The organism is Bradyrhizobium denitrificans, assembly GCF_013179005.1.
GTDB lineage: Bacteria > Pseudomonadota > Alphaproteobacteria > Rhizobiales > Xanthobacteraceae > Bradyrhizobium > Bradyrhizobium denitrificans.
In genome coordinates this window covers 31,632-54,526 of sequence record NZ_JABFDP010000041.1, presented here as the reverse complement: position 1 = coordinate 54,526, position 22,895 = coordinate 31,632, and the positions used below count along the sequence as shown (strand labels likewise).

At 63.6% G+C, this 22,895-nt stretch carries 20 protein-coding genes; 10 read left to right on the top strand and 10 right to left on the bottom strand.

Annotation, left to right across the window (positions count from 1 at the left end; genetic code table 11):
- The first annotated feature begins 165 nt into the window (after nt 1–165).
- A complete protein-coding gene (locus HL671_RS33910; protein WP_172242654.1) occupies nt 166–1,281 on the top strand; it encodes a hypothetical protein in 1,116 nt (371 codons plus the stop codon).
- A gap of 3 nt (nt 1,282–1,284) precedes the next feature.
- On the opposite strand, the gene HL671_RS33905 is transcribed toward HL671_RS33910, so the two are convergent.
- The 3 genes from HL671_RS33905 to HL671_RS33895 form a co-directional block, all read right to left on the bottom strand.
- On the bottom strand, nt 1,285–1,860 hold the full coding sequence (locus HL671_RS33905) for a Smr/MutS family protein (RefSeq protein ID WP_172242651.1): 576 nt from the start codon (nt 1,858–1,860) through the stop codon (nt 1,285–1,287).
- A gap of 12 nt (nt 1,861–1,872) precedes the next feature.
- Nucleotides 1,873–3,504, bottom strand: a complete 1,632-nt coding sequence (gene mltA / locus HL671_RS33900) for a murein transglycosylase A (protein ID WP_172242648.1) — start codon at nt 3,502–3,504, stop codon at nt 1,873–1,875.
- A gap of 155 nt (nt 3,505–3,659) precedes the next feature.
- The gene (locus HL671_RS33895) at nt 3,660–4,361 is read right to left on the bottom strand and encodes a Tim44/TimA family putative adaptor protein (protein WP_011942675.1); all 702 of its coding nucleotides are present in this window, start codon (nt 4,359–4,361) and stop codon (nt 3,660–3,662) included.
- 399 nt (nt 4,362–4,760) lie between these two features.
- Between HL671_RS33895 and secB the strand changes: the two genes are divergently transcribed.
- Nucleotides 4,761–5,249 carry a protein-export chaperone SecB gene (secB, locus tag HL671_RS33890; RefSeq protein ID WP_011942676.1) on the top strand — a complete coding sequence of 163 codons (489 nt, stop codon included), beginning with the start codon at nt 4,761–4,763 and terminating at the stop codon, nt 5,247–5,249.
- Nucleotides 5,250–5,308: 59 nt separating this feature from the next.
- On the opposite strand, the gene dnaQ is transcribed toward secB, so the two are convergent.
- The 4 genes from dnaQ to HL671_RS33870 are packed head-to-tail and all read right to left on the bottom strand — an operon-like array spanning nt 5,309 to nt 8,133.
- Entirely contained in the window at nt 5,309–6,007 is a 699-nt protein-coding gene (dnaQ, locus tag HL671_RS33885) for a DNA polymerase III subunit epsilon (RefSeq protein WP_011942677.1), read from the bottom strand.
- Between the two features lie 33 nt (nt 6,008–6,040).
- The gene (coaE, locus tag HL671_RS33880; protein ID WP_172242645.1) at nt 6,041–6,640 is read right to left on the bottom strand and encodes a dephospho-CoA kinase; all 600 of its coding nucleotides are present in this window, start codon (nt 6,638–6,640) and stop codon (nt 6,041–6,043) included.
- Between the two features lie 34 nt (nt 6,641–6,674).
- On the bottom strand, nt 6,675–7,283 hold the full coding sequence (locus HL671_RS33875; RefSeq protein WP_041750243.1) for a Maf family protein: 609 nt from the start codon (nt 7,281–7,283) through the stop codon (nt 6,675–6,677).
- A gap of 10 nt (nt 7,284–7,293) precedes the next feature.
- The gene (locus tag HL671_RS33870) at nt 7,294–8,133 is read right to left on the bottom strand and encodes a pyruvate, water dikinase regulatory protein (RefSeq protein WP_011942680.1); all 840 of its coding nucleotides are present in this window, start codon (nt 8,131–8,133) and stop codon (nt 7,294–7,296) included.
- Between the two features lie 416 nt (nt 8,134–8,549).
- On the opposite strand from HL671_RS33870, the gene hemJ reads away from it, so the two are divergent.
- The 7 genes from hemJ to HL671_RS33835 all read left to right on the top strand — a co-directional run bounded on the left by hemJ (nt 8,550) and on the right by HL671_RS33835 (nt 16,960).
- On the top strand, nt 8,550–8,972 hold the full coding sequence (gene hemJ, locus HL671_RS33865; RefSeq protein WP_172242642.1) for a protoporphyrinogen oxidase HemJ: 423 nt from the start codon (nt 8,550–8,552) through the stop codon (nt 8,970–8,972).
- A 236-nt stretch (nt 8,973–9,208) separates the two neighbouring features.
- On the top strand, nt 9,209–10,474 hold the full coding sequence (gene rho, locus HL671_RS33860) for a transcription termination factor Rho (protein ID WP_008965552.1): 1,266 nt from the start codon (nt 9,209–9,211) through the stop codon (nt 10,472–10,474).
- A gap of 408 nt (nt 10,475–10,882) precedes the next feature.
- Nucleotides 10,883–12,220, top strand: a complete 1,338-nt coding sequence (gene mnmE, locus HL671_RS33855) for a tRNA uridine-5-carboxymethylaminomethyl(34) synthesis GTPase MnmE (protein WP_172242639.1) — start codon at nt 10,883–10,885, stop codon at nt 12,218–12,220.
- Between the two features lie 245 nt (nt 12,221–12,465).
- Nucleotides 12,466–14,343 carry a tRNA uridine-5-carboxymethylaminomethyl(34) synthesis enzyme MnmG gene (mnmG, locus tag HL671_RS33850; protein ID WP_172242636.1) on the top strand — a complete coding sequence of 626 codons (1,878 nt, stop codon included), beginning with the start codon at nt 12,466–12,468 and terminating at the stop codon, nt 14,341–14,343.
- Between the two features lie 11 nt (nt 14,344–14,354).
- Nucleotides 14,355–15,023, top strand: coding sequence for a 16S rRNA (guanine(527)-N(7))-methyltransferase RsmG (gene rsmG, locus HL671_RS33845; protein WP_172242633.1), 669 nt, complete (start codon nt 14,355–14,357; stop codon nt 15,021–15,023).
- A gap of 29 nt (nt 15,024–15,052) precedes the next feature.
- Nucleotides 15,053–15,904: a ParA family protein gene (locus tag HL671_RS33840; RefSeq protein WP_011942685.1), complete on the top strand. Its 852-nt coding sequence runs from the start codon at nt 15,053–15,055 to the stop codon at nt 15,902–15,904.
- A gap of 159 nt (nt 15,905–16,063) precedes the next feature.
- Nucleotides 16,064–16,960, top strand: a complete 897-nt coding sequence (locus HL671_RS33835) for a ParB/RepB/Spo0J family partition protein (protein WP_172242672.1) — start codon at nt 16,064–16,066, stop codon at nt 16,958–16,960.
- Between the two features lie 405 nt (nt 16,961–17,365).
- On the opposite strand, the gene holA is transcribed toward HL671_RS33835, so the two are convergent.
- The 3 genes from holA to leuS are packed head-to-tail and all read right to left on the bottom strand — an operon-like array spanning nt 17,366 to nt 21,575.
- Nucleotides 17,366–18,394, bottom strand: a complete 1,029-nt coding sequence (gene holA, locus HL671_RS33830; protein ID WP_172242630.1) for a DNA polymerase III subunit delta — start codon at nt 18,392–18,394, stop codon at nt 17,366–17,368.
- Between the two features lie 18 nt (nt 18,395–18,412).
- Nucleotides 18,413–18,964, bottom strand: a complete 552-nt coding sequence (lptE, locus tag HL671_RS33825; protein ID WP_011942688.1) for an LPS assembly lipoprotein LptE — start codon at nt 18,962–18,964, stop codon at nt 18,413–18,415.
- Nucleotides 18,951–21,575, bottom strand: coding sequence for a leucine--tRNA ligase (gene leuS / locus HL671_RS33820; protein WP_172242627.1), 2,625 nt, complete (start codon nt 21,573–21,575; stop codon nt 18,951–18,953). The genes lptE and leuS overlap by 14 nt, the downstream gene beginning before the upstream one ends.
- Nucleotides 21,576–21,898: 323 nt before the next feature.
- On the opposite strand from leuS, the gene HL671_RS33815 reads away from it, so the two are divergent.
- Entirely contained in the window at nt 21,899–22,885 is a 987-nt protein-coding gene (locus HL671_RS33815) for a GGDEF domain-containing protein (RefSeq protein WP_172242669.1), read from the top strand.
- Nucleotides 22,886–22,895: the final 10 nt, after the last annotated feature.

Genomic DNA, 22,895 nt, shown 5'->3' with positions numbered 1-22,895 from the left:
AACGCGGGGACCCATAACCACGAAAGCTGATTTATCATTCGAGATGGCGGCTCCAGACCTGCCTCGGCACAGACAGCGGTGGTTACGGGTCCCGGCTCAAGGCCGGGACAATGGTTTTGCGCGTGGCGACGACCTCTTCTCCATCTGCCATCGCTCGGACGCTGCATGATCGCGTTCAGCAAACACTGGCGGGCGATGCTCGCCGTCAACGCCGCCGTGATGCTCGGCGTGGTCCTGCACAAGCTCACGCTGCCGCCCTACATCCCCTATATCCATCTGCTGGTCGACTATCACCACGGTTTCATCAAGCGCGCGCTGATCGGCGCGATCGTCGGGCTGTTCACGACGAAGGTGCCGGTGTGGCTGGTGTTTGCGCTGGGGGGCACCGTCTGGCTGATCACTTTCGCTCTGTTCGTGCAGCTCTTCCGCCGCACCTTTGGCCTGGACCGCACGACGTTGCCGCTGTTCGTCTTCACCGCCGGCTCGCCCTTCGTGTTCAAGAACTTCCTGTTCACGCTCGGCCATTTCGATGTCTATGGCTGTCTCGGCGCGATCATCCTGCTGCTGGTTCCGGCGGGCTCGCTGCTCTTCGTGCTGCTTGCGGCCTTCCTCTCGGCGGTACTGGTGCTGATCCACCACATCCATCTGCTGATGTATGTTCCGACCATCACAGCGATCGTGGTGCTGCGCTATTATCTCCCCCGCACGATCACGACGCTCGATATCGCGACCGGCGCCGGTGTGTTGGCTGGCCTCGGCGCGCTCTTTCTCGGCGCGCAATTCCTCGGCACGATGCCGCTCCCGGAAGCGGACTTCGTGACCTATTTGCGATCCCGCATGGCCGATCCGTCGCGCACGGAGCTGCTGCAATTCGCCTATGTCTGGTACCAGCCGCTCGCGAAGGAAGTGCAGGACACATGGGCGCGGCTGCCGTCGAACTTGCTCGGCGTGCCCGTCTATGCGCTGCTGCTCTGGCTGCATCTGCCGTTATGGTCGAGCTTCAAGAGCCTGATCGGCGCACTGCACGAGCAGCGTCATCGCCAGATCGTCATCGCTTCGCTCGGCGTGATCAGCCTCGCTTATCTCGTGATGTTCGCGATGGTGTTCGACTATTCGCGCTGGATCTCGAGCTGGGTGGTCTGCATGGTGCTGATGCTGCATGCGGTGAAGACGCTGCCGGCCAAGCCGGCGGTCCTCGTCGATGGCGACGATCGCAAGACCACGATCCTGGGCTGGATCGTCACGGTCATCCCGCGTCTCGGCATCATACGGCCGTTCTGACCGTCAGCCGCGCGGCCGCCGGATGCGCACATAGAGCGCGCCCGCGCCGCCATCACCGACATGGGCTTCCTCGAAGCCGACGATCAGCGAGCGGAATTCCGGCAGGCTGAGCCAATGCGGCACCTGGCGCCTGAGGACGCCGCGTTCGGGATCCGCCCCGATCGTGCCCTTGCCGGTGATGATCAGCACGAACGTAAGGCCGTCATGCTGGGCGCGGTGCAGGAAGTGGTGCAGCGCCTGATGCGCCCGGCTCTGGGTCATGCCGTGCAGGTCGAGCCGTGCATCGATCTCGCTACGGCCGCGCGACAGTTTCGAGCGCTCCTTGCGGCCGAGCGAGACCAGTGGCGGGATCGCCGGCCTGACCGGCTTGGGCGCGGCGGCCGGTACGACCTGCCGCTGCGTCATGGTCGGCTTGTCCGGCTGCGGCTCAGCCGTCACCATCGGCGGGTGCGGGCGAACCGGGCGCTGGATCTTGCGCAGCGGCTTGACCTGTCGCGCGACCGTTTCCCACAGCGTGCGCTCGTCCTCGGTGAGACCGCGCCTGCGGCGGCCACGGGGCGGCTCGGGATCATGCGACATGGAGGCGACGGATCATCGGCGGTTGCGGTGGCGTCTGCCATAACGCAATCGGCGGATATTGCGATCACTTTCAAGCCGCGGCCTGGCCTCGGGTAAGGGCACCGGCTGCGGGGCCGTCACGTTCTGCGCCACTGTGGTCGGCGGGCTTGCGCTGGCAGCCGGGGCAGGGGCCTTGGCATCCTTGACGGTAGAGGCGGCGGGATTGGGCTGATCCGGCCCCTTCACCTGATCTTTCGACTGGTCCTTTGTCTGATCCTTGGCCGTCTCCTTCGGCGCGTCCTTCGGCAGCACCTGGGGAAACAGTTTTGCGATCTTCTCCGAGGGCCGCGCATCCGGCAGCGGCATCTTGCGGCCGCGCGCCACCGGGTCGAGGCTGCGCGGCACCAGCATCACAAACTGGATATTGTGCTTGAGCCGGCCCGACACTTTGCCGGCGTCCTGACCGGCGCCGAAATAGAGATCGGCGCGAGCCGGGCCGACGATCGCCGATCCCGTGTCCTGCGCGATCATCAGGCGATGAAACGCTGTCTTTGATTTCTCGGAGTCGATCGGCAGCTCACCGGTGATGAAGAACGGCGTGCCGTAGACATGCAGCGACTTGTCGACGGCGATCGAGCGGCCCGGCGTCAGCGGAATGCCCTGCGCGCCGACCGCCTCGTCCTTCTCCGACAGCTGTACCTCGCGGAAGAAGATGTAGGAGCGGTTCATCCGGCGCAGCTCGTTGGCGCCTTCGGGGTTCTGCTCCATCCACTCGCGGATGCGCTGCATCGACATCTGCTCGCGCGGGATGATGCCGCGCTCGATCAGGATGCGGCCGACCGGCGTATAGGGGTGACCATTATAGGCATCGTAGTTGATGCGCACGGTCGAGCCATCGTCGAGACTGATCCGGGCCGAACCCTGGATCTGTGCAAACAGCAGATCCGTCTGGTTCCTGAGCCACGCGATTTCGAGACCGCGGCCTTCGATGGCGCCGTCCTCGATCTCGGCACGGTCATAATAAGGGACCAGCTTGCGCCGTCCGATCTTGCGATAGACCGGGCCCTTGTTGGGCAGGCTGGTCGCGTCCTGCTTGAAGCCGCGGACGAACAGGTTGGAGGGACGGCGATAGACCGGAACGTTGTAAACCTCGTTCTGGGTGCGCGAGCCTTCGATCACGGGCTCGTAGTAGCCGGTGACAAAGCCGTCGGCGTCGCCGAGCTTCGAGATCTTCAGCGGTTCGAAATGCCGTTCGAAGAAGGCGCGCGCTGCGGCATTGTCGGCCAGATCGGACGCCCGCGCCTCCCGGCAGGGATCACGCAACGAGTCGCCAAGCGCCTTGTCTTCGGGCGTACCGTCGGGCTTGGCCGTGATCGGCTTGCAGCTGGCGCGAAATGTCCGGTATGCCGCGAGCTGATCGTCGTCGGTCCAGCCGGGAACATCGCTCCATGCCAATGGCAGATACTGGCTGTTGGTGATCTCGAGCGGCCAATCGAGCTGAGGGTAGGGCAGGTGACGCATCGGCGGAGCGGAGCGATGACGCGCGCGCACCGCCTCTGCCGCATAGGGCGCGAGCACCACGGCGACGACGGCCAAAGCGAGCGCCGCGGTCCAGGAGTTGAGACGATGGGCGGAAAAACCCCGCTTCCAAATTTCGCGAACCATGTCTGCACCGTCTAAGTACCACTCAACGCGAAGCTCGGAAAAAACAGGATCAAAAAACCGGTGCCGCCCTCGATGTGCCTCCCTTCACGACCGCGACCTTGATCGACCTCTTATACCGCCGATCATGGAATACGATCGGCTGTTCGATGTCAGCGTCAGTGGCTGCCGGTGCCGACCAGCTTCCAGTTCGGATCGCGCGAACCGGTGTCGCGCGCGAAGGTCCAGATGTCGGTGATGTCGGCGACCTTGTCCGGATTGCCGTCGACGATGTTGCCCATCTTGTCGCGCGTCACCGAGATCATCTGTGACACGAAGCGAACCGTCAGCTGTGCCGTCCGGTCCCGGAGGTCAGCGCTGACCAGCTCTGCCGTGTCGATCGATACGAACCGGGTCTCGGTCTTCTGCTCGTGCTTCTCGCGATCCTTGATGACGGCGTCGAAGCTGTCATAGACCTCCGACGACAACAGGTCGCGCAGCGCGCGACGGTCGCCATTGGCAAAAGCCAGCACGATCATCTCATAGGCGCTGCGCGCGCCGGTGAGGAAATGGCGCGGGTCGAACGAGGGATCATTGGCGACGACGGCATCGAGGCCGCGCGCCAGCGGCGTGCCCGGCTCCGCCACGCCGCGCCAGCGATCGCTCGGCACGCCCGGCTCTGCACCAGCGGTTGCAACCGCTGGATCAAGCGGCGCGCCCGGGACTGGCATCACATGATTGTCCGGAGCTCCCTGCACCGCATTCCGGGCGGCCCGGTCGAACGGCGTGCGCTCGCTGCCGGTGCGCTGACCGAGCACGGCCCGCAGGCGCACGAAGATAAAGACCGCCAATGCCAGGAAGATGATGGTATAAATATCCACGTCGTGTTCGCTTTCTGACTGACCTGTCGGGCCGGACGCGGGGGTCTGGCCATCGGACACCCGTTTACCGAGAATCGGGTAAAGACCAATGAATCGGTCCATCCACCCCGATGTAGTCATCGAAATGAGCCGGGCCAATGGCACATTGTGGCACGGCGATCCTAACCCGTTTCCAGGCCAAGGGGAAATCGGATCAGGATGGTCCCGGCCGAGGTTTCCCGCCATCGCCGACGCCCCGTTGCAGCCTGGTACCTTGTGCGACAAATGGAGGCATATCGGGTTGGACCAGCGATGGTCGGCGGCCGAAACAGCCTCTAAGCCTCGTCCTTGTGGAACAAGCCGGCCCTATGGTAGCCACGCGCCGCAACGACCCGCCCTTTGTGCCAGGAGAACACTGCGATGACCAACGGTAACGGCGCCAACCCTGAGGCGGCCCCTCCTCCCCAACTCAACGTGCTGGCGCAATACATCAAGGATCTGTCCTTCGAGAACCCCAATGCGCCGCAATCCCTGGCACCGCAGGGTCAACCGCCGCAGATCAACATCCAGATCAATGTCGGCGCCAACGCCCTCGCGGACACCGAATTCGAGGTGACGCTCACGATCGAGGGCAAGGCCGAGAGCGGCACCCAGGTCATGTTCAGCTTCGAGCTGGTTTATGGCGGCGTGTTCCGGCTGGTCAATGTTCCCCAGGAACATCTCTCACCGATGCTGCTGATCGAATGCCCGCGGCTGCTGTTCCCGTTCGCCCGCGAGATCGTTGCGAATTCGGTCCGTGACGGCGGCTTCCCGCCCTTGATGCTGGACCCGGTCGATTTCGTCAGCCTCTACCGGCAGAACATGGAACGTCAGGCGGCTGCCCAGGGCGCACAGATCCGTCCGAGCTGATCCGTTAGAGTATTATTTGCGATGATTGACGGACGTGATCCGCAGCCGGACGGCCCGGGTCACGTTCCGGCGAGAAATTCCATCCAGATGGGCTTGTCGCCCAGGGTGGCGATGAAGGCGCGGTGCGCCTCGCGCTCCGCATCCGTCACGCGCGCAGCCAATGGGGTCTCGCGCTGCCGCCGCGGCGTGTCGCCGGCGGCGCCGACCCGGATCTCCTGCGTGTCCTGCGTCAGGATCAGCTGCGACTGCCGGGCCCCAACCAGATCGACATAGACCTCGGCCAGCAGTTCCGCGTCGAGCAGCGCGCCGTGCTTGGTGCGCCGGGAATTATCGATCGCATAACGCGAACACAGATCGTCGAGCCGGTTAGACACGCCCGGATGCTTGCGCCGGGCGAGCAGCAGCGTATCGACCAGGCGTTCCCGCGGGATTGCCGCACGCTTGACCCGGTCGAGCTCGGCGTTGATGAAGCCGATATCGAACGACGCGTTGTGGATCACCAGCGGCGCATCGCCGATGAACTCCAGGAACTCCTCAACGATCTCGTGAAACAGCGGCTTGTCTGCCAGGAACTCGCTCGACAGGCCGTGGACTGCGAATGCCTCGGCCGGCATGTCGCGCTCGGGATTGATATAGCGATGGAAGACTTGGCCGGTCGGCATGCGGTTGATGATCTCGACACAGCCGATCTCGACCAGACGGTCGCCGCGCAGCGCGTCGAGTCCGGTGGTTTCAGTGTCGAGTACGATCTCACGCATGGCTGTGTCCGTCGCTGCAAAGCGCGTGGCGAATCACGCGCGCCGCTGCGGCATCTTAACGACCTCGGCAAGGATGTCGCGGATTCGGGCCCGCACCGGATCGAGACCATTGGACGTATCCACGACGAAATCGGCCCGCGCGCGCTTCTCCGCATCAGGCATCTGCCGCGCCAACAGCGCATCGAGCGCTTCTTCCGTCATCGTCCCGCGCGCGAGGATGCGCTGGCGCTGAATCTCCGGCGAGGTGGAGACCACCACCACGGCGTCGACCCGCTTGTCGCCGCCGGTCTCGAACAGCAGCGGGACATCCACGACCGCGACCGGCACACCGGACTGGGCGGCCTTGTCGAGAAAATCCTGATGATAGGAGCGCAGCATCGGATGCACGATCGCTTCAAGCCGCCGGATCGCCTCGGGATCGCCGACGACCTTGGCCGACAGCTTGCTGCGGTCGACCTTGCCGCCGACCGTGGTGCCGGGAAAGGCAGCCTCGATCGCTGGCGCAGCTTCGCCTTCATACACCTTGTGAACCGTGGCATCGGCATCATAGACGGGCACGCCGGCTTCTGCGAACAGCCTGGCCGTGGTCGATTTGCCCATCCCCATCGAGCCGGTCAGCCCCAGCACCCTCATTCGCGTCGGCTCCTGTCGGTGATCTCGTCCCGCGTCAAAACCTGAGCAGCCGCGCTTCGCGGAAATAGGCGAGCAGCGGCAACAACGGCAGGCCGAGAATGGTGAAGTGGTCACCATCGATGCGGTCGAACAGATGCACGCCAAGCCCTTCGAGCTGATAGGCGCCGACGCTCGACAGCACTGCCTGACCGGCCGTGTCGAGATAGGTGGCCACGTCGCTCTCAGTCAGGCTCCGCATCGTCATCCAGGCGACCGCGACATGGGAGAACAGCACCTCTCCGTTGCGAACCACCGCAATCGCGGAATGCAGGGCATGCGTACGTCCCGCCAATGCGAGCAGTTGCTGCATGGCTTGCTGCCGGCCGGCCGGCTTGTTGAACATGCGCTCACCGAGCGCAAGCGTCTGGTCCGCGCCAACGACATAGCAGTTCGGCTTCGCCGCCGAGACGGCGCGGGCCTTGGCCTGCGCGAGATGCAACGCGATCTCGTAGGGCGCCACCAGCCCGGCCTCGGACTGCAGGGCGCGCTCGTCGATATCGGCGGGCACTGCCTCGCAGGCCAGACCGGCGTTTTCAAGCAGCATGCGCCGCGCGCGGCTTTGCGAAGCCAGAACGAGGCGTTCGTCACCACACCATAAGGTCATCGTTATCAGCTCATTCCGGCAGGCGCTGCCGCTGCCGGTCGGTATAGAGTTTGAGGATGGCCGCGGCGGTCTCTTCGATCGAGCGTCGCGTCACGTCGAGCATGACCCAGTTGAATCTCGCACTGAGCTTGCGCGCATAGGCGACCTCATCGGTCACCGACTGCTTGTCGACATAGGTCTCGTTGCCGGATTCCGCACCCATGCTCAGCAGACGATTTTGCCGCACCTGGATCAGGCGCTCCGGGGTGGCGTGCAGACTGACCACCAGGGGCTTCTTCAACGTCTCGAGCTGATGCGGGATCGGGATCCCCGGCACCAAGGGAACGTTCGCCGTTCGCACACCGCGGTTGGCGAGATAGATCGAGGTCGGCGTCTTCGAGGTGCGGCTCACACCGACCAGGACAACATCCGCGTCCTCCAGGCCGTCGACCATCTGACCGTCGTCGTGAAGCATCGTGTAGTTGAGCGCGTCGATCCGGGCAAAATATTCGGCGTTCAACACGTGCTGCGCACCGACGCGCCCTGCGGTCGAGGCACCCAGATAGGCCTCGAACAGCTGCATCACCGGCCCGATGATCGACAGGCTTGGGATGTTGATCTGCTGGCACTTGGCTTCCAACCGGCTGACCAGATCCTTCTCCAGGAGCGTGAACAGCACGATGCCCGGCGCCTCCTCGATCTCGTCGAGGACCCGGTCGAGCTGCTTCTGGCTGCGGACCAGCGGGTAGACGTGCTCGACCGGCGTCACATTGGCGTACTGCGCGGCCACGGCTCGCGCGACCGTGATCAGAGTTTCGCCCGTCGAGTCGGAAACCAGATGGAGGTGAAAGTAATTTCCGGTGGTGGGCATCAAATCCTTAACGATCTGTGAATCACTGTGAAGGATGGGGTGAAAAAGCGGCCCTTGGCGGACCCCTCTGTATAACTCCCGTCGTTGTTCACACGGTCGCAAGCCGGGATACAGCAAGTGGCTGGGTTCGATGATATCGGGAAGGGCCGCGCTTGTCTCTGGATAAGCTGTTCGTGATTATCGGCAAGCTTTTGAGTCTCATGGGACTCCAGCGCGCAAGGCTCTGCCTCCCGGTGCTGTTGAAGGATGTGAACAAGCTGCGGGAAATTGGCTGACAGGATTGCATGAGTCCAATCCACCGCTACTTAGACTCAAACCTTAAGATTCTAATAATATTTAGTTTGGAAGCGATCGAGCGAGCGGATATGTCTCGCCTCCCAAAGATTGGGACAGCCGGCAGAGGATCGCGTCACCAGATGTACGAGTGGATCAAGGCGCTGCATGTCATTGCTGTCATCGCCTGGATGGCCGGCATGCTCTATCTGCCCCGCTTGTTCGTGTATCACTGCGACACGGAGATCGGCTCGAAGCAGTCCGAGACGTTCAAGATCATGGAACGCCGGCTGCTGAAGGCGATCATCAATCCAGCGATGATGGTGACTTGGCTGGCCGGTCTCTACATGGTGTGGGCTGGACATTGGTATGCCAGCGGCTGGTTCCATGGCAAATTCCTGCTCGTTCTGATCCTGTCCGGCGTCCACGGTCTGTTCACCCGTTGGGTCAAGGACTTTGCCGCCGATCGAAACACCCATACTCATAAATTCTATCGCTATATCAACGAGGTACCGACAATCCTCATGATCGGGATCGTGATTCTCGTCATCGTCAAGCCGTTCTGACGCTCCCCGGCGTGGACCGCTCGGTTACCGAGCGGCTTGCGAACGACGGCGCGATTTTCTATATTATTCAAATCCCACCCCACGCAGGCGGATGTGGTTGCGTCCCGGCTCGACCGGCCGCCGCATCAGGTCTGGCGCTGATCGCGCCGGCCTGCTCAGACCTGCGGACCTCATTTCGTCCGCCTTCCCACAGCCACCTCGCATCCCTCCCAAGTCGCTTCCACAGGACCACCCCAATGCGGGAAATCAAACTACAGGACCTCAAGTCAAAGACGCCGGCCGAGCTCGTCTCCTTCGCGGAGGAAAACGGGGTCGAGAACGCCAGCACGATGCGCAAGCAGGAGTTGATGTTTGCCATTCTCAAACAGCTTGCGATTCAGGAAACGGACATCATCGGTGAAGGCGTCGTCGAGGTTCTCTCCGACGGCTTCGGCTTCCTGCGCTCGCCGGACGCCAACTACCTTCCAGGCCCGGATGACATCTATGTATCGCCGTCGCAGATCCGCCGCTTTGGCCTGCGCACCGGTGATACGATCGAAGGCCATATCCGCAGCCCGAAGGAGGGCGAGCGCTATTTCGCGCTGCTGAAGGTCAATACGCTGAACTTCGAGGATCCCGAGAAGTCCAAGCACAAGGTCAATTTCGACAATCTCACGCCGCTCTTCCCGGACGAGCGCTTCCGGCTCGAGCTTGAGGATCCGACCCGCAAGGATCTGTCGCCGCGCGTCATCGACATCGTCGCGCCGATCGGCAAGGGTCAGCGCGCTTTGATCGTCGCCCCGCCGCGGACCGGCAAGACCGTGCTGATGCAGAACATCGCGCACTCGATCACGGCCAATCATCCCGAGTGCTACCTCATCGTGCTCCTGATCGACGAGCGTCCGGAGGAAGTCACGGACATGCAGCGCTCGGTCAAGGGCGAGGTCGTGTCGTCGACCTTCGACGAACCGGCTGCGCGTCACGTTCAGGTCGCGGAGATGGTGATCGAAAAGGCCAAGCGCCTGGTCGAGCATGGCCGCGACGTGGTCATCCTGCTGGACTCGATCACCCGCCTCGGCCGCGCCTACAACACCGTCGTGCCGTCCTCGGGCAAGGTGCTGACCGGCGGTGTCGACGCCAATGCGCTGCAGCGGCCGAAGCGCTTCTTCGGTGCGGCCCGCAACATCGAGGAGGGCGGCTCCTTGACCATTATCGCGACCGCGCTGGTCGATACCGGCAGCCGCATGGACGAGGTCATCTTCGAAGAGTTCAAGGGTACCGGCAACTCCGAGCTCATCCTCGACCGCAAGGTCGCGGACAAGCGGACCTTCCCGGCGATCGACATCGCGCGCTCTGGCACCCGCAAAGAAGAGCTCATCACCGAGCCGCAGAACCTCAAGAAGATGTACGTGCTCCGCCGCATCCTCAATCCGATGGGCACCATGGACGCGATCGACTTCCTGCTCGACAAGCTGCGCAGCACCAAGAGCAATGCGGAGTTCTTCGAGTCGATGAACACCTGATCGACGGACCGATCTCCGGATCCGGCAAGGGCGCTCTTCGGAGCGCCCTTTTTGTTTTGGCTTGTTTTGTGGCGCCACGGGTGACCGTGCTGCCTTTGCCGCTCATGCCGGACTCGGTCCGAGTATGCAGGTCTGTCGTGACAACGAATGAGACATCCGGATCAGCCTGCATGACGATCAGCTCTCCGTCTCCATTCGGCGCATGATCCCTCTGAGATCGAGTCGGAGCTTGCGCGCCCCCTGGTAAGATCTCGAGCCCTAAGGCCCTTATCGCAGTCTCACGATTCGCGACGCCGGCGCGCAGTTCTCGAGCCGAGGGCTACTCGTGACGGGGCGTTCGCCATCCAGCGTAAAGCATGCCAGCGCAAACCGATTGTCTTTCGGATCCGGTGAGCCCAACTGAGGATTATGCATCCTCATGATCAGACCATTTTTGCGCTGTCCTCCGGACGCCCGCCGAGCGCGATCGCTATCGTCAGGCTGTCGGGAGTTGGTGCCGGCCCGGCGCTTCAGACGCTGACAGGCAAGCTGCCGCCGCCACGTCTGGCGACCCGCGCTTTGCTTCGCGACGATCGTGGCGATCCGATCGACGATGCGGTGGTGCTGTGGTTTCCGGGACCGGCCAGCGCGACCGGTGAGGATGTCGCCGAGCTACATGTCCATGGCAGTCGCGCCGTCATCACCACGCTGGTCTCCCTGCTGTCAGCGATGCCGCAGATGCGCGCCGCCGATCGCGGTGAATTCACCCGGCGTGCTTTCGAGAACGGCAAGATCGATCTGACCGAGGCCGAAGGCCTTGATGATCTCATTCATGCCGACACCGACCGGCAGCGGCGCCAGGCGCTCCGACAGCTCAAGGGACTGCTCGGGGACAAAGCCCGGAGTTGGCGCGACCAGATCATCCAGGCGGCGGCACTGATCGAAGCCGGCATCGACTTTGCCGATGAGGGAGACGTACCGGCGGAGCTGATCGCTCCGGCGCTCGCGTGGATCAGGCAACTCCTGGCAGAGATCGAGGAGGTCTTGGCGGCACAGGGCCGGGCAGAGCGGCTGCGCGACGGGCTGACTGTGGTCATCGCCGGACCGCCGAATGCCGGCAAGTCGACGCTGATGAATCAACTGGCGCGGCGCGAGGTCGCGATCGTGTCCCCGCATGCGGGCACGACGCGTGACCTGATCGAGGTCGCGCTCGACCTCGACGGCTATCCGGTGACCGTGATTGATACCGCGGGCATCCGGCAGACTGATGATCCAGTGGAGCAGGAGGGGGTCCGGCGTGCCAGGGACCGTGCGGCTCAAGCCGATCTCGTGCTCTGGCTGACCGAAGATGACCAGGCAGAGCTGGAGCGCCAGACTGATGGTCCGATCTGGTTCGTCCGTAACAAGATCGATCTAATGATCACGGAGCAGAGCGGAGCGATCTCTGTCAGCCCCGAGAGTCCCGTGTTCGCGATCTCGGCGCGAAGCGGAGCAGGGATGTCAGATCTGCTGGAAGCTCTGGTCGGTTTCGCGCGGGACTATTTCGGCTCGACGGAGCACGGCCTGATCACGCGAGAGCGGCAGCGGACGTTGCTGAGCGAGACCGCTGCAGCGCTTCGCCGGAGCATCGCGGTCGTCGACTTGGGCGAGGAGCTCGCAGCTGAGGAGCTGCGCATCGCCGCGCTTGCGCTCGGACGTCTTTTGGGACGGGTGGATGTTGAGGATCTGCTCGACGTGATCTTTCGCGAGTTCTGTATCGGGAAGTAGCGGAGAGCAGATATACTTAACCAATCGTTCTTTGGTTAACCGGGCGTCAATTGTTTCACGTGAAACACAGCGGAACCAGAGAACTGATCAACGCGAACTCGGCCGACGTCCGCAGAGCACTTCAGCGGGACGTTTCACGTGAAACGGCGTCAGCGCGGCCTCGATGTTTCACGTGAAACACCTGTGCGCAATGTTTCACGTGAAACGTCTTCCGAGCATCGTCCTTGAGCGTTAGATAGTCGGCCATGAGCGATCACCTGACATCCTACGACGTCATCGTCATTGGCGGCGGCCATGCGGGCTGCGAGGCGGCCGCGGCTTCGGCGCGCATGGGCGCCCGCACCGCGCTGGTCACGCATCATTTCGCGACCATCGGCGCCATGTCCTGCAATCCGGCGATCGGTGGACTTGGCAAAGGTCACCTGGTTCGGGAAGTCGATGCGCTGGATGGATTGATGGGCCGGGTCGCTGACGCGGGCGGTATCCAGTTTCGCGTCCTGAATCGCCGGAAGGGTCCTGCCGTCCGGGGCCCCCGCGCCCAGGCCGATCGTAAGCTTTATGCCGCGGCGATGCAGGCCGCGATCCGCGAGACGGCGAACCTGACCGTGGTTGAAGGTGAGGCGGATCAGCTGATGGTTGCGGATGGACAGATCACTGGACTCAGGCTGGCTGATGGCCGGCCCTTGGCCTGCGGTGCCATCGTTATCACCACCGGCACCTTCCTCCGCGGGCTCATCCATCTCGGCGAGAAGACTTGGCCCGCCGGTCGCGTCGGCGAAGCGCCAGCGCTGGGTTTGTCGCAATCGCTCGAAGCGATTGGATTTCGTCTCGGCCGGCTCAAGACCGGAACGCCGCCGCGGCTCGATGGGACGACGATCGATTGGTCGGCTGTGGAGATGCAGCCGGGAGACGATCCGCCGGAGCCGTTCTCCGTCCTGACCCAGACTATCACGACGCCACAGATCCAATGTGGCATTACCCGGACAACGACCGCGACCCATGACGTGATCCGCGCCAATGTACATCGCTCGCCGATGTATTCCGGCCAGATCAAGTCGACCGGCCCACGTTATTGTCCCTCGGTCGAGGACAAGATCGTTCGCTTCGGTGATCGCGATGGTCATCAGATTTTTCTGGAGCCCGAGGGGCTCGACGACACGACCGTCTATCCGAACGGCATTTCGACGTCACTGCCGGAAGAGGTTCAACTCGCGCTGCTTCCGACTATTCCGGGGCTCGAGCGCGTCCGGATGATCCGGCCGGGCTATGCGATCGAATATGATCATGTCGATCCGCGCGAACTCGAGCCGACGCTTCAGACCAAGCGGATGCGAGGTCTGTTTCTGGCCGGCCAGATCAACGGCACCACCGGATACGAAGAGGCTGCGGCGCAGGGTCTGGTGGCCGGGCTCAATGCGGCTCTTACCGCGGGAGGCGGGGAGCCGATCGTCTTCGATCGCGCCGACGGCTACGTCGGTGTCATGATCGACGACCTCGTGACCCGCGGGATCACCGAGCCGTACCGGATGTTCACCTCGCGGGCGGAGTATCGTCTCACCCTGCGCGCCGACAATGCCGACCAGCGCTTGACCGACAAGGGCATTGCGCTCGGTTGTGTCGGGGCGGATCGCGCGCATTTCCACCGGACGAAGATGGATGCGCTCGAAGCGGCGCGGTCGCTGGCAAGGTCTGTGACCATCACGCCGAACGAGGCCGCCAAGTACGGACTCACGCTCAACCGGGACGGCCAGCGCCGCTCGGCCTTCGAGCTGATGGCTTATCCGGAGATCGGTTTCTCCGAGGTGCGAGGCATCTGGCCCGAGCTCGGCACGATCGAACCAGCCATTGCCGTCCATCTCGAGATCGATGCGAAATACGATGTCTATGTTCGTCGGCAGAGCGAGGACGTCGACGCGTTCCGACGCGATGAGGGTCTGGTGCTGGGCGACATCGACTACGCGCTCGTGCCGGGTCTCTCGAACGAAGCCCGTGCGAAGTTGACCGCCGCCAGGCCGTGGACGATCGGGCAGGCGGGACGGATCGACGGCATGACGCCGGCAGCGCTCGGAATCCTGGCAGCCTATCTCCGCCGTGAAGCCCGGCGCAGCAAAGCTATGGTCTGAAGGCGTTTCACGTGAAACAGACATCGGCGGTGGTGGCGTCCAAATTGATCGCGGCGGACAAGGCGGCAGCCCTCGCGCTGACACCCGTTTCACGTGAAACGGAACAGCGCCTTGATCGCTATGTTGCGTTGCTGCTGGAATGGCAGGCCAAGACGAATCTGGTCGCGCCTTCGACTCTGCCGCATTTGTGGACTCGGCACATTTCGGATTCGCTGCAGCTGCTGGATCTCGTGCCCGACGCAAAGATCTGGGTCGATCTCGGCAGCGGCGGCGGCTTTCCCGGTGTGGTCCTTGCTTGCGCCCTGGCCGAGCGGCCGGGCGCGCAGGTCCACCTGGTGGAGCGCATCGCCAAGAAGGCGGCCTTTCTTCGCGAAGCCATTCGCGTCACCGGCGCTCCGGGGATCGTGCATTTGTCAGAAATCGGGGATATCGTGGAGAAGTGGAGCGGGGGAGTCGATTGCGTGACCGCACGCGCCCTGGCTCCGCTACATCAACTCATCGGCTTTGCGGAGCCCTTGGTGAAAAGAGGCGCGAAAGCGCTGTTTCTCAAGGGTCAAGATGTAGAAGCGGAATTGACCGAATCTACTAAGTATTGGAAAATTGAGCCGAAACTTTACTCCAGCCGGACGGGCGGGCAGGGCTGGATCGTCGCAATCGATTGCATCGAGCGACACAACTGAATTCCGCTGACAACCGATGGCGATCGCGCATGGCCGTAATTGATCAAATTTATCAAGAAGATAGAGCCCCTCACCCGGATGGGCATCCGCGCATCCTGGCGCTCGCCAACCAGAAGGGCGGGGTCGGCAAGACCACGACCGCGATCAATCTCGGCACGGCGCTGGCGGCCATCGGCGAGCGCGTGCTGATCGTCGATCTCGATCCGCAGGGCAACGCCTCGACCGGACTCGGCATCGACCGCGGCAGCCGCAACTGCTCGACTTACGATGTGCTGATCGGCGAGGCCTCGCTGCGCGACGCCGTGGTGGCGACCGCCGTGCCGCGGCTGCACATCGCGTCCTCGACGATGGACCTGTCGGGTCTGGAGCTCGAGCTCGGCAACAGCGCCAACCGCGCGTTCCGTCTGCGCGATGCGATCGCCGGCCTGAACAACAATGTCTCGCCGGAGAACGACTACACCTATGTGCTGGTCGACTGTCCACCGTCGCTGAACCTGCTGACCGTCAACGCCATGGCGGCGTCGGACGCGATCCTGGTGCCGCTGCAATGTGAGTTCTTCGCGCTCGAAGGTCTGTCGCAATTGCTGCAGACCGTGGAGCAGGTGCGCTCGACCTTGAATCCGAACCTGTCGATCCACGGCATCGTGCTGACCATGTTCGACTCGCGCAACAACCTGTCCAATCAGGTCGTCGCCGATGTGCGTCAGTTCATGGGATCGAAGGTCTACAACACGATGATCCCGCGCAACGTCCGCATCTCGGAAGCGCCGTCCTATGGCAAGCCGGTGCTGGTCTATGACCTCAAATGCGTCGGCAGCGAAGCCTATCTGAAGCTCGCGACCGAGGTCATCCAGCGCGAGCGCGATCTGCGCGCCAACTGATCAATGCCTTTGCTCCGGGTGACCTTGCGTCATCCGGGCTCTATTCGAGGATGACGGCGGATCCCGGTCGCGGGGTTCGCGATCCCTTTTTATTGTGCCGACGCGTAGCTCGGCAGCAGGACGCGAGCGGAGCTTGACGTGAATCCAAAGGAGAAGGCGATGGCGGACGAGTCGCGATCGCGGTTGGGCCGGGGTCTTGCAAGTTTGATCGGTGACGTCGGCCGCGAGGCGGGCGCGCCGCCGGAACGGCCGCGCAATCAGCGCAAGGTGCCGATCGAGTTTCTCAAGCCGAACCCGCGCAATCCGCGCAAGACGTTTTCCGACAGCGAGCTCGCCGAGCTCTCGGCCTCGATCAAGCAGCATGGCGTGATCCAGCCGATCGTGGTGCGTCCGATCAAGGGCCAGCAGGATCGCTACGAGATCATCGCCGGCGAACGGCGCTGGCGGGCGTCGCAGGCCGCGGGTCTGCACGAGGTGCCGATCGTTCCCGTCGATGTCAGCGACAGCGATGCGCTGGAGCTCGCGATCATCGAGAATGTGCAGCGCGAGGATCTGAACCCGATGGAGGAGGCGCAGGGCTATCACGCGCTCGCCAACGAGTTCAAACGCAACCAGGAAGAGATTGCCAAGATTGTCGGCAAGAGCCGCAGCCACGTCGCCAACATGATGCGGCTGACCAAGCTGCCGGCCGAGGTGCAGGGCTTCATTGCCACCGGCGAGATTTCGGCCGGCCATGCGCGCGCGCTGATCAACTTGCCGGATCCGCTGACCGCCGCGAAGAAGATCATCGCCGAAGGGTTGAACGTTCGTCAGACCGAGGCACTCGCGCATGACGAGGGTGTGCCCGAGCGCAAGCCGCAGAAGCCGCGCAGCTCCGGCGGCGGCGCAGCGCCGGAGAAGAAGGATGCCGACACGCTGGCGTTGGAGAAGCGCGTCGGTGATGCACTCGGTCTCACGGTGTCGATCAGCCACCGCGATCCCGGCGGCACGGTGCAGATCACCTATCGCAGCCTCGAGCAGCTCGATGAGGTGATGCGGAGGTTGGAGCAGGGTTAGAGCATGATCCGGAAAAGTGGAAACCGGTTTCCCGAAAAGATCTTGCTCAAATAAAGAAGAAAGATCATGAGGCGTTTCCGTGGAAACGCCTGATGATTGAGGTGTGAGGTCCCCGAGGATGCTACTCGTGTCGGCCCGCCCGCGCCTGCGACATCCCTGTGAGTATGTTGCTCTGCTCTCACCTTTCGTCATGGGCGGGCTTGACGCAGTTCTACTTTGACGGAGCTACGCATCCGACGACGCGAACGATCGCGCTTGCCCAAGGCGCTTCCGCGCTCTCCTTGGTCATTCCGGTCTCGCCGCGCTGGCGGGCGTCGCCGCGGAATGACGCTGGAGGTTGGCGCTCCGCCTTGTGCCTCAATGCGATGTCGATGTGAGATCAGCCGGCATCCTGATGAGGACCGATCAGCCCTTCCGCCGCGCATTCACCGCGATCGACAACAACGTCCGCTGCGCGATGGCCGCGGCCAGTCCCGTCTGCTTGCGCATGTCGAGTGCGGCGGTGGCCAGCTGGTCGATGATCGGCAGCAGCCGGGCAGGGGAGAAGTTGCGCAGCGCCATCTCGGCGCTCGGCTTGCGTGAGAAATGCAGTCGCGGAAAACCACCCTCCAGGATGCTCGATACCGGCGTCCCCGAGGCGACGGCGAGCGCTGATTTGTGCAGCCATGCGGCGTGCCGTTGCGCCGCCGAGATGATGACGCCGGGATAGGTGCCGGCGATCATCGCCTTGCCGAACTCGGTTTCGACGACATCCGGCTTGCCGCCGAACGCGCCGTCGACGATCGGGTCGAGCTTCATCTCCGAGGCATCGGCGACGACAGCCATGACATGATCGAGCGTCACCTCGCCCTCGCCATGGGCGAACAAGGTCAGCTTGCGCAACTCGTTGCGCGAGGCCTGACGGTCGCCGCCGAGCAGCGCCATCAACGAGGCCCTGGCATCCGGCGCGATGCGCAAAGCGGCGACGCGGAGCTCCTCGTCGATCAGCCGGGCCAGATCGCGCTCGGTGTCCGGATAGCAGCCGATCGCCGCCGCTGTCGTCGCCTTTTCGCAGATCTTGCGCAGCGGTGAATCCGGTCTGATATCGCCGGCCTCGATCACGATGCGGCAGTCCCGCACGGTCATCTGGCTGAGCGTTTCGACCCCGGACGCAAAATTGCGCGATCCCGCGCGCACCCGGATGGCGCGGCGGCCGCCGAACAGCGGCACCGTCATGGCCTCGTCGACGAGCCTTGAGGGCTCGGCGGCGAGTTCGTCGCCATCGAGTTTCACGACGGAAAACGGATCGTCCGGATTGTCGACGGCTGACGCCATCAGCGCGTCGGCGCGCTCGCGGACCAGCCCGGTATCCGGGCCGTACAGCAGAATCAGCGGCCGCGCGGGATCGGGTCGGCCCAGGAAGGCGTCGATGTCTTTTCCGCGCAGCGCAACCACGGCGGTGTCAGCCGTGCCTCAGGTGCCCGCGGTGAAATAGGCCGCGAGCCTGGTCTTGATGTTTTCGGCGATCTGCTCGGCGGCGCGGTCCTCGGCGTCGCGGAACGCGCGCTGGCGCGAGAAGCGCTGATACGATCCGGGAATGTCGTAGGAGGTGCGGGCGAAGGTGGTCCCGGTCATGACCGACTTGTTGGTGGCGAGCTCGACCAGATTGTACTGGGCGTCGATGCCGACATTCTCGGTGGTCGGCAGGCCCGTGGTCTGCGACACGATCAGGGACGACCGGCTGGTCTGGAACTTCAGCACCAATTTGTGCGTCGGCGCCGTGCCGGTCGCGGTGCCGTAGAGCTTGAAGGCGAGTGCATTGCGGATGCCGACGCCGATGCGGGCCTCCGGCGACGCGTTCGGCTTGTCGACCGGCGGCAGCTCGATGCCGGCCAGCTTGTCGCGCAGTCCGGGCGTGCCGTCGGCATGCTCGGCATACATCGGCTGGAAGCAGCCGGCCGTCAGGCCAGCCAAAGCGGCCACGGCGACCAGGCGCGCAGCGATCCGAAACCTAGCCGACGACATTCACGATCCTCTTGGGAACAATGATCACCTTGCGGACGGGCTTGCCATCCAGCGCCAATTTTACTGCATCAAGGGCCAAAACGGCAGACTCAATTTCCGGATTCTGCGCGTTGCTGGCGACTGTGACTTCTCCGCGCTTCTTGCCGTTGACCTGCACGACCAGGGTCACGCTGTCCTCAACCAGCAAATCTCGTTCGATTTGCGGCCAGGAGGCCTCCGAGATCAGCCCGCCCTGGCCCAGCACCTGCCAGCATTCCTCAGCCAGATGCGGCATCATCGGCGAGAACAGCTGCACCAGGATCCGGGCCGCCTCGCGGATCGCCCAGGCCAGGTCGGGCGCCGGCTTGGCCGGCCGCGCCAGCACCTCGGCCAGCGCATTGGCGAATTCGCGGATATGCGCCAGGCAGACGTTGAAATGCAGCCGCTCGATGCCGCCGGTCACCTTGTCGAGCGCGCCATGCGCGGCCTTGCGCAGCGCCAGCGCGTCCGGGCCGAACGTGGCCGGGCGGGAGGAGGGCGCCTCCTGGCCTGCTGCGACCGATTCGTTGACCAGCCGCCAGAGACGCTGGACGAAGCGTGCCGCGCCCTGGACCCGCTCGTCGCTCCAGATCACGTCGCGGTCCGGCGGCGAGTCCGACAGCATGAACCAGCGGGCGACGTCGGCGCCGTAGCTCTCGATGATGTCGTCGGGATCGACCGTGTTCTTTTTCGACTTCGACATCTTCTCGATCGGGCCGATCGTGATGTCCTCGCCGGTCGCGGTCAGCACCGCGCGGCGGCCATTGCCGCCGACCTCGATCTTGACCTCGGCCGGATTGACGTAGGTGCCGTCGGCCTTCTGATAGGTCTCATGCACCACCATGCCCTGCGTGAACATGCCGGCGAACGGCTCGTCCATCGCGACGTGCCCGGTCGCCTTCATCGCGCGGGTGAAGAAGCGGCTGTAGAGCAGATGCAGGATCGCGTGCTCGACGCCGCCGATATACTGGTCGACCGGCATCATCCGGTTGGCGACATCGGGTGTGGTCGGCGCGGTCTCGTTCCACGGATCGGTGAAGCGGGCGAAGTACCAGGACGAATCGACGAAGGTGTCCATGGTGTCGGTTTCGCGGGTCGCCTTGCCCCCGCATTTCGGGCAGGTGACGTGCTTCCAGGTCGGATGGTGGTCGAGCGCGTTGCCCGGCTTGTCGAAGGTGACGTCGTCCGGCAGCACCACGGGCAGGTCCTTAGCCGGCACCGGCACGACATCGCATGTCGGGCAATGGATCACCGGGATCGGGCAGCCCCAATAACGCTGCCGCGAGATGCCCCAGTCGCGCAGGCGGAAATTGACCTGGCGCTCGCCGACCGCCGCGCCGCCGCGCTGCTCGGCCTCGAGCCGCTTGGCGACCTCGTCCTTGGCCTGCGCGATGGTCATGCCGTCGAGGAAGCGCGAATTGATCAGGCGCCCGTCGCCGTCGAAGGCGGTGTCGGTGATCACGAACGACGCCGGGTCCTGCCCCTCCGGGCAGACCACCGGCGTGTTGCCGAGACCGTATTTGTTGACGAAGTCGAGGTCGCGCTGGTCATGCGCCGGACAGCCGAAGATGGCGCCGGTGCCGTACTCCATCAGTACGAAATTGGCGACATAGACCGGCAGGGTCCAGCTCGGGTCGAACGGATGCACCGCGCGGATGCCGGTATCGAAGCCCTGCTTCTCCGCGGTGTCGATTGCCTCCTGGGCGGTGCCGATGCGCTTGATCTCGGCGATGAACGCGGCGAGTTCCGGGTTCTTGGCCGCGGCCGCCTGCGCCAGCGGATGGTCGGCCGAGATCGCCATGAACTTGGCGCCGAACAGCGTGTCCGGTCGCGTCGTGAAGATCTTCAGCTCGGTCTCGCCCGCCGGTGTGGTCTGCGGATCCAGCGCGAAGCGGATCAGCAGGCCCTCGGAGCGGCCGATCCAGTTGCGCTGCATCAGCCGCACCTTGTCGGGCCAGCGGTCCAGTCCGTCCAGCGCGTCCAGCAGCTCCTGCGAGTACTTCGTGATCTTGAACACCCACTGGTTCATCTCACGCTGTTCGACCACCGCACCGGAGCGCCAGCCGCGGCCGTCGATGACCTGCTCGTTGGCGAGCACGGTCATGTCGACCGGATCCCAGTTCACCTTGCGCTGCTCGCGCTCCACCAGCCCCGCCTGCATGAAGTCGAGGAACATCTTCTGCTGGTGCTTGTAGTAGGACGGGTCGCAGGTCGCGAACTCGCGGGCCCAGTCGAGCGACAGGCCGATCGAGCGCAGCTGCTTCTTCATTGCCGCGATATTGTCGTAGGTCCATGCTTTCGGCGCGACCTTGCGCTCGATCGCGGCGTTCTCGGCCGGCAGGCCGAACGCGTCCCAGCCCATCGGGTGCAGTACGTTGAAACCCTTGGCGCGCATGAAGCGCGCCAGCACGTCGCCCAGCGTATAATTACGGACATGGCCGATATGGATGCGCCCCGATGGATAGGGAAACATCTCGAGTACGTAGTATTTCGGACGCGGATCGTCGTTCTTGGTGGCGAAGATCGCCTTCTCGTCCCACTGGCGCTGCCAGCGCGGCTCGGCTTCACGGGCGTTGTAGCGTTCGGATGTCATGGAATCGCTTGTAATTTTCGAGGATTCGCGTCGTTTCAAGACGGCGGACTAGGCCACAAAAGCGGCACGCGGGTCAATGGGGCGGGAGATGATGATACCATTTCGAGCATCAACTAAGCGACGGTAATTGCGCGTTTTTTAGCGGCTCCGTCAGGGGTGTCGAAGGTTCGATTGAGGCACGGTTAAGACTTGAATGGGAGACTGAGTGCATAATCAAGATCCCCAGCCAGCATCTTGGAACACTCCGCATCGTGTCCGGCGCTACGTTCGACGAGCTTGACTTCGAGTACGCGACGACGGTCGCGGACAAGGCCATGCGTTCCATGGCTCAGCAGCGCGTGCCCCCCACGCCTAACAACTTCCATTTGTGGTTCAAGTACTCGCTGGGATCGGCGTCGGACCTGAAGCGTGCCGTCGACATTCTTGTCAGCAACAAGCGGAAGTTCGACAAGACCACAAACCAGGCGCTGTTCGACACCTATATCGGCCAGCAGGGAACGGAAGCGGCTGTCGTCCATAAGGTCTCGCAACAGCTGCATGGCGTGATGGATTCCGCCGAGAGCTATCTGACCGCCGCCATCGCCGACAACCGCACGCATATGGCGGCGATCGACGGCGTCGCCGAGCGCAGCGAGCAGGGTGTCGATCCGAAGATCCTGATCGAGAATCTCGTCAGCGAACTCGCCCAGGCCACCGCGCGGGCGGCCAAGCTCGAAGCGAGCTTCGCCGAGAAGTCGCGCGAGCTCGACACGATCAGAGACTCGCTCAACAAATCGGAGCAGCGCGCGCGCACCGATACGCTGACTGGTCTGCCAAATCGCCGCGCGCTCGAGGAATTCTTCCGTCACGCCCAGATCGAGTCGATGGAGAGGGACGAGCCGCTCAGCATCCTGCTGATCGACGTCGATCACTTCAAGAAGTTCAATGACAATTACGGTCACGGTGTCGGTGATCAGGTGCTGCGCCTGGTGGCCAAGGCACTCCGCGAGCGGGTCCGCGACCAGGATCTTCCGGCACGCTATGGTGGCGAGGAGCTGATCGCAGTGCTGCCGCAGACCGATCTCGAAGGCTGCCATGCCATTGCGGAACGGATCCGGCGCACGATCGCGGATTGTCAGTTCACCCGGCGTTCAACCGGCGAGGTGCTGCCCCAGATCACCGTGTCGATCGGCGTGGGCCAGTTTCAGTTCGGCGAATCGATGGCCGATCTGATCGACCGCTGCGACCGCGCCCTCTATCTCGCCAAGAAGCTCGGCCGCAACCGCGTCATCACCGAGCTCGAGCTCGACCGCAAGCTCGCGGTCGGCTGACCATCTTGCG

Bases quoted from the DNA above. Each gene is read 5' to 3' on its own strand.
- HL671_RS33910 (WP_172242654.1), top strand. From the start codon at position 166: ATGATCGCGTTCAGCAAACACTGGCGGGCGATGCTCGCCGTCAACGCC.
- HL671_RS33905 (WP_172242651.1), bottom strand. From the start codon at position 1,860: ATGTCGCATGATCCCGAGCCGCCCCGTGGCCGCCGCAGGCGCGGTCTC.
- mltA (WP_172242648.1), bottom strand. From the start codon at position 3,504: ATGGTTCGCGAAATTTGGAAGCGGGGTTTTTCCGCCCATCGTCTCAAC.
- secB (WP_011942676.1), top strand. From the start codon at position 4,761: ATGACCAACGGTAACGGCGCCAACCCTGAGGCGGCCCCTCCTCCCCAA.
- dnaQ (WP_011942677.1), bottom strand. From the start codon at position 6,007: ATGCGTGAGATCGTACTCGACACTGAAACCACCGGACTCGACGCGCTG.
- coaE (WP_172242645.1), bottom strand. From the start codon at position 6,640: ATGAGGGTGCTGGGGCTGACCGGCTCGATGGGGATGGGCAAATCGACC.
- HL671_RS33875 (WP_041750243.1), bottom strand. From the start codon at position 7,283: ATGACCTTATGGTGTGGTGACGAACGCCTCGTTCTGGCTTCGCAAAGC.
- HL671_RS33870 (WP_011942680.1), bottom strand. From the start codon at position 8,133: ATGCCCACCACCGGAAATTACTTTCACCTCCATCTGGTTTCCGACTCG.
- hemJ (WP_172242642.1), top strand. From the start codon at position 8,550: ATGTACGAGTGGATCAAGGCGCTGCATGTCATTGCTGTCATCGCCTGG.
- rho (WP_008965552.1), top strand. From the start codon at position 9,209: ATGCGGGAAATCAAACTACAGGACCTCAAGTCAAAGACGCCGGCCGAG.
- mnmE (WP_172242639.1), top strand. From the start codon at position 10,883: ATGCATCCTCATGATCAGACCATTTTTGCGCTGTCCTCCGGACGCCCG.
- mnmG (WP_172242636.1), top strand. From the start codon at position 12,466: ATGAGCGATCACCTGACATCCTACGACGTCATCGTCATTGGCGGCGGC.
- HL671_RS33840 (WP_011942685.1), top strand. From the start codon at position 15,053: ATGGCCGTAATTGATCAAATTTATCAAGAAGATAGAGCCCCTCACCCG.
- HL671_RS33835 (WP_172242672.1), top strand. From the start codon at position 16,064: ATGGCGGACGAGTCGCGATCGCGGTTGGGCCGGGGTCTTGCAAGTTTG.
- lptE (WP_011942688.1), bottom strand. From the start codon at position 18,964: ATGTCGTCGGCTAGGTTTCGGATCGCTGCGCGCCTGGTCGCCGTGGCC.
- leuS (WP_172242627.1), bottom strand. From the start codon at position 21,575: ATGACATCCGAACGCTACAACGCCCGTGAAGCCGAGCCGCGCTGGCAG.
- HL671_RS33815 (WP_172242669.1), top strand. From the start codon at position 21,899: ATGGCTCAGCAGCGCGTGCCCCCCACGCCTAACAACTTCCATTTGTGG.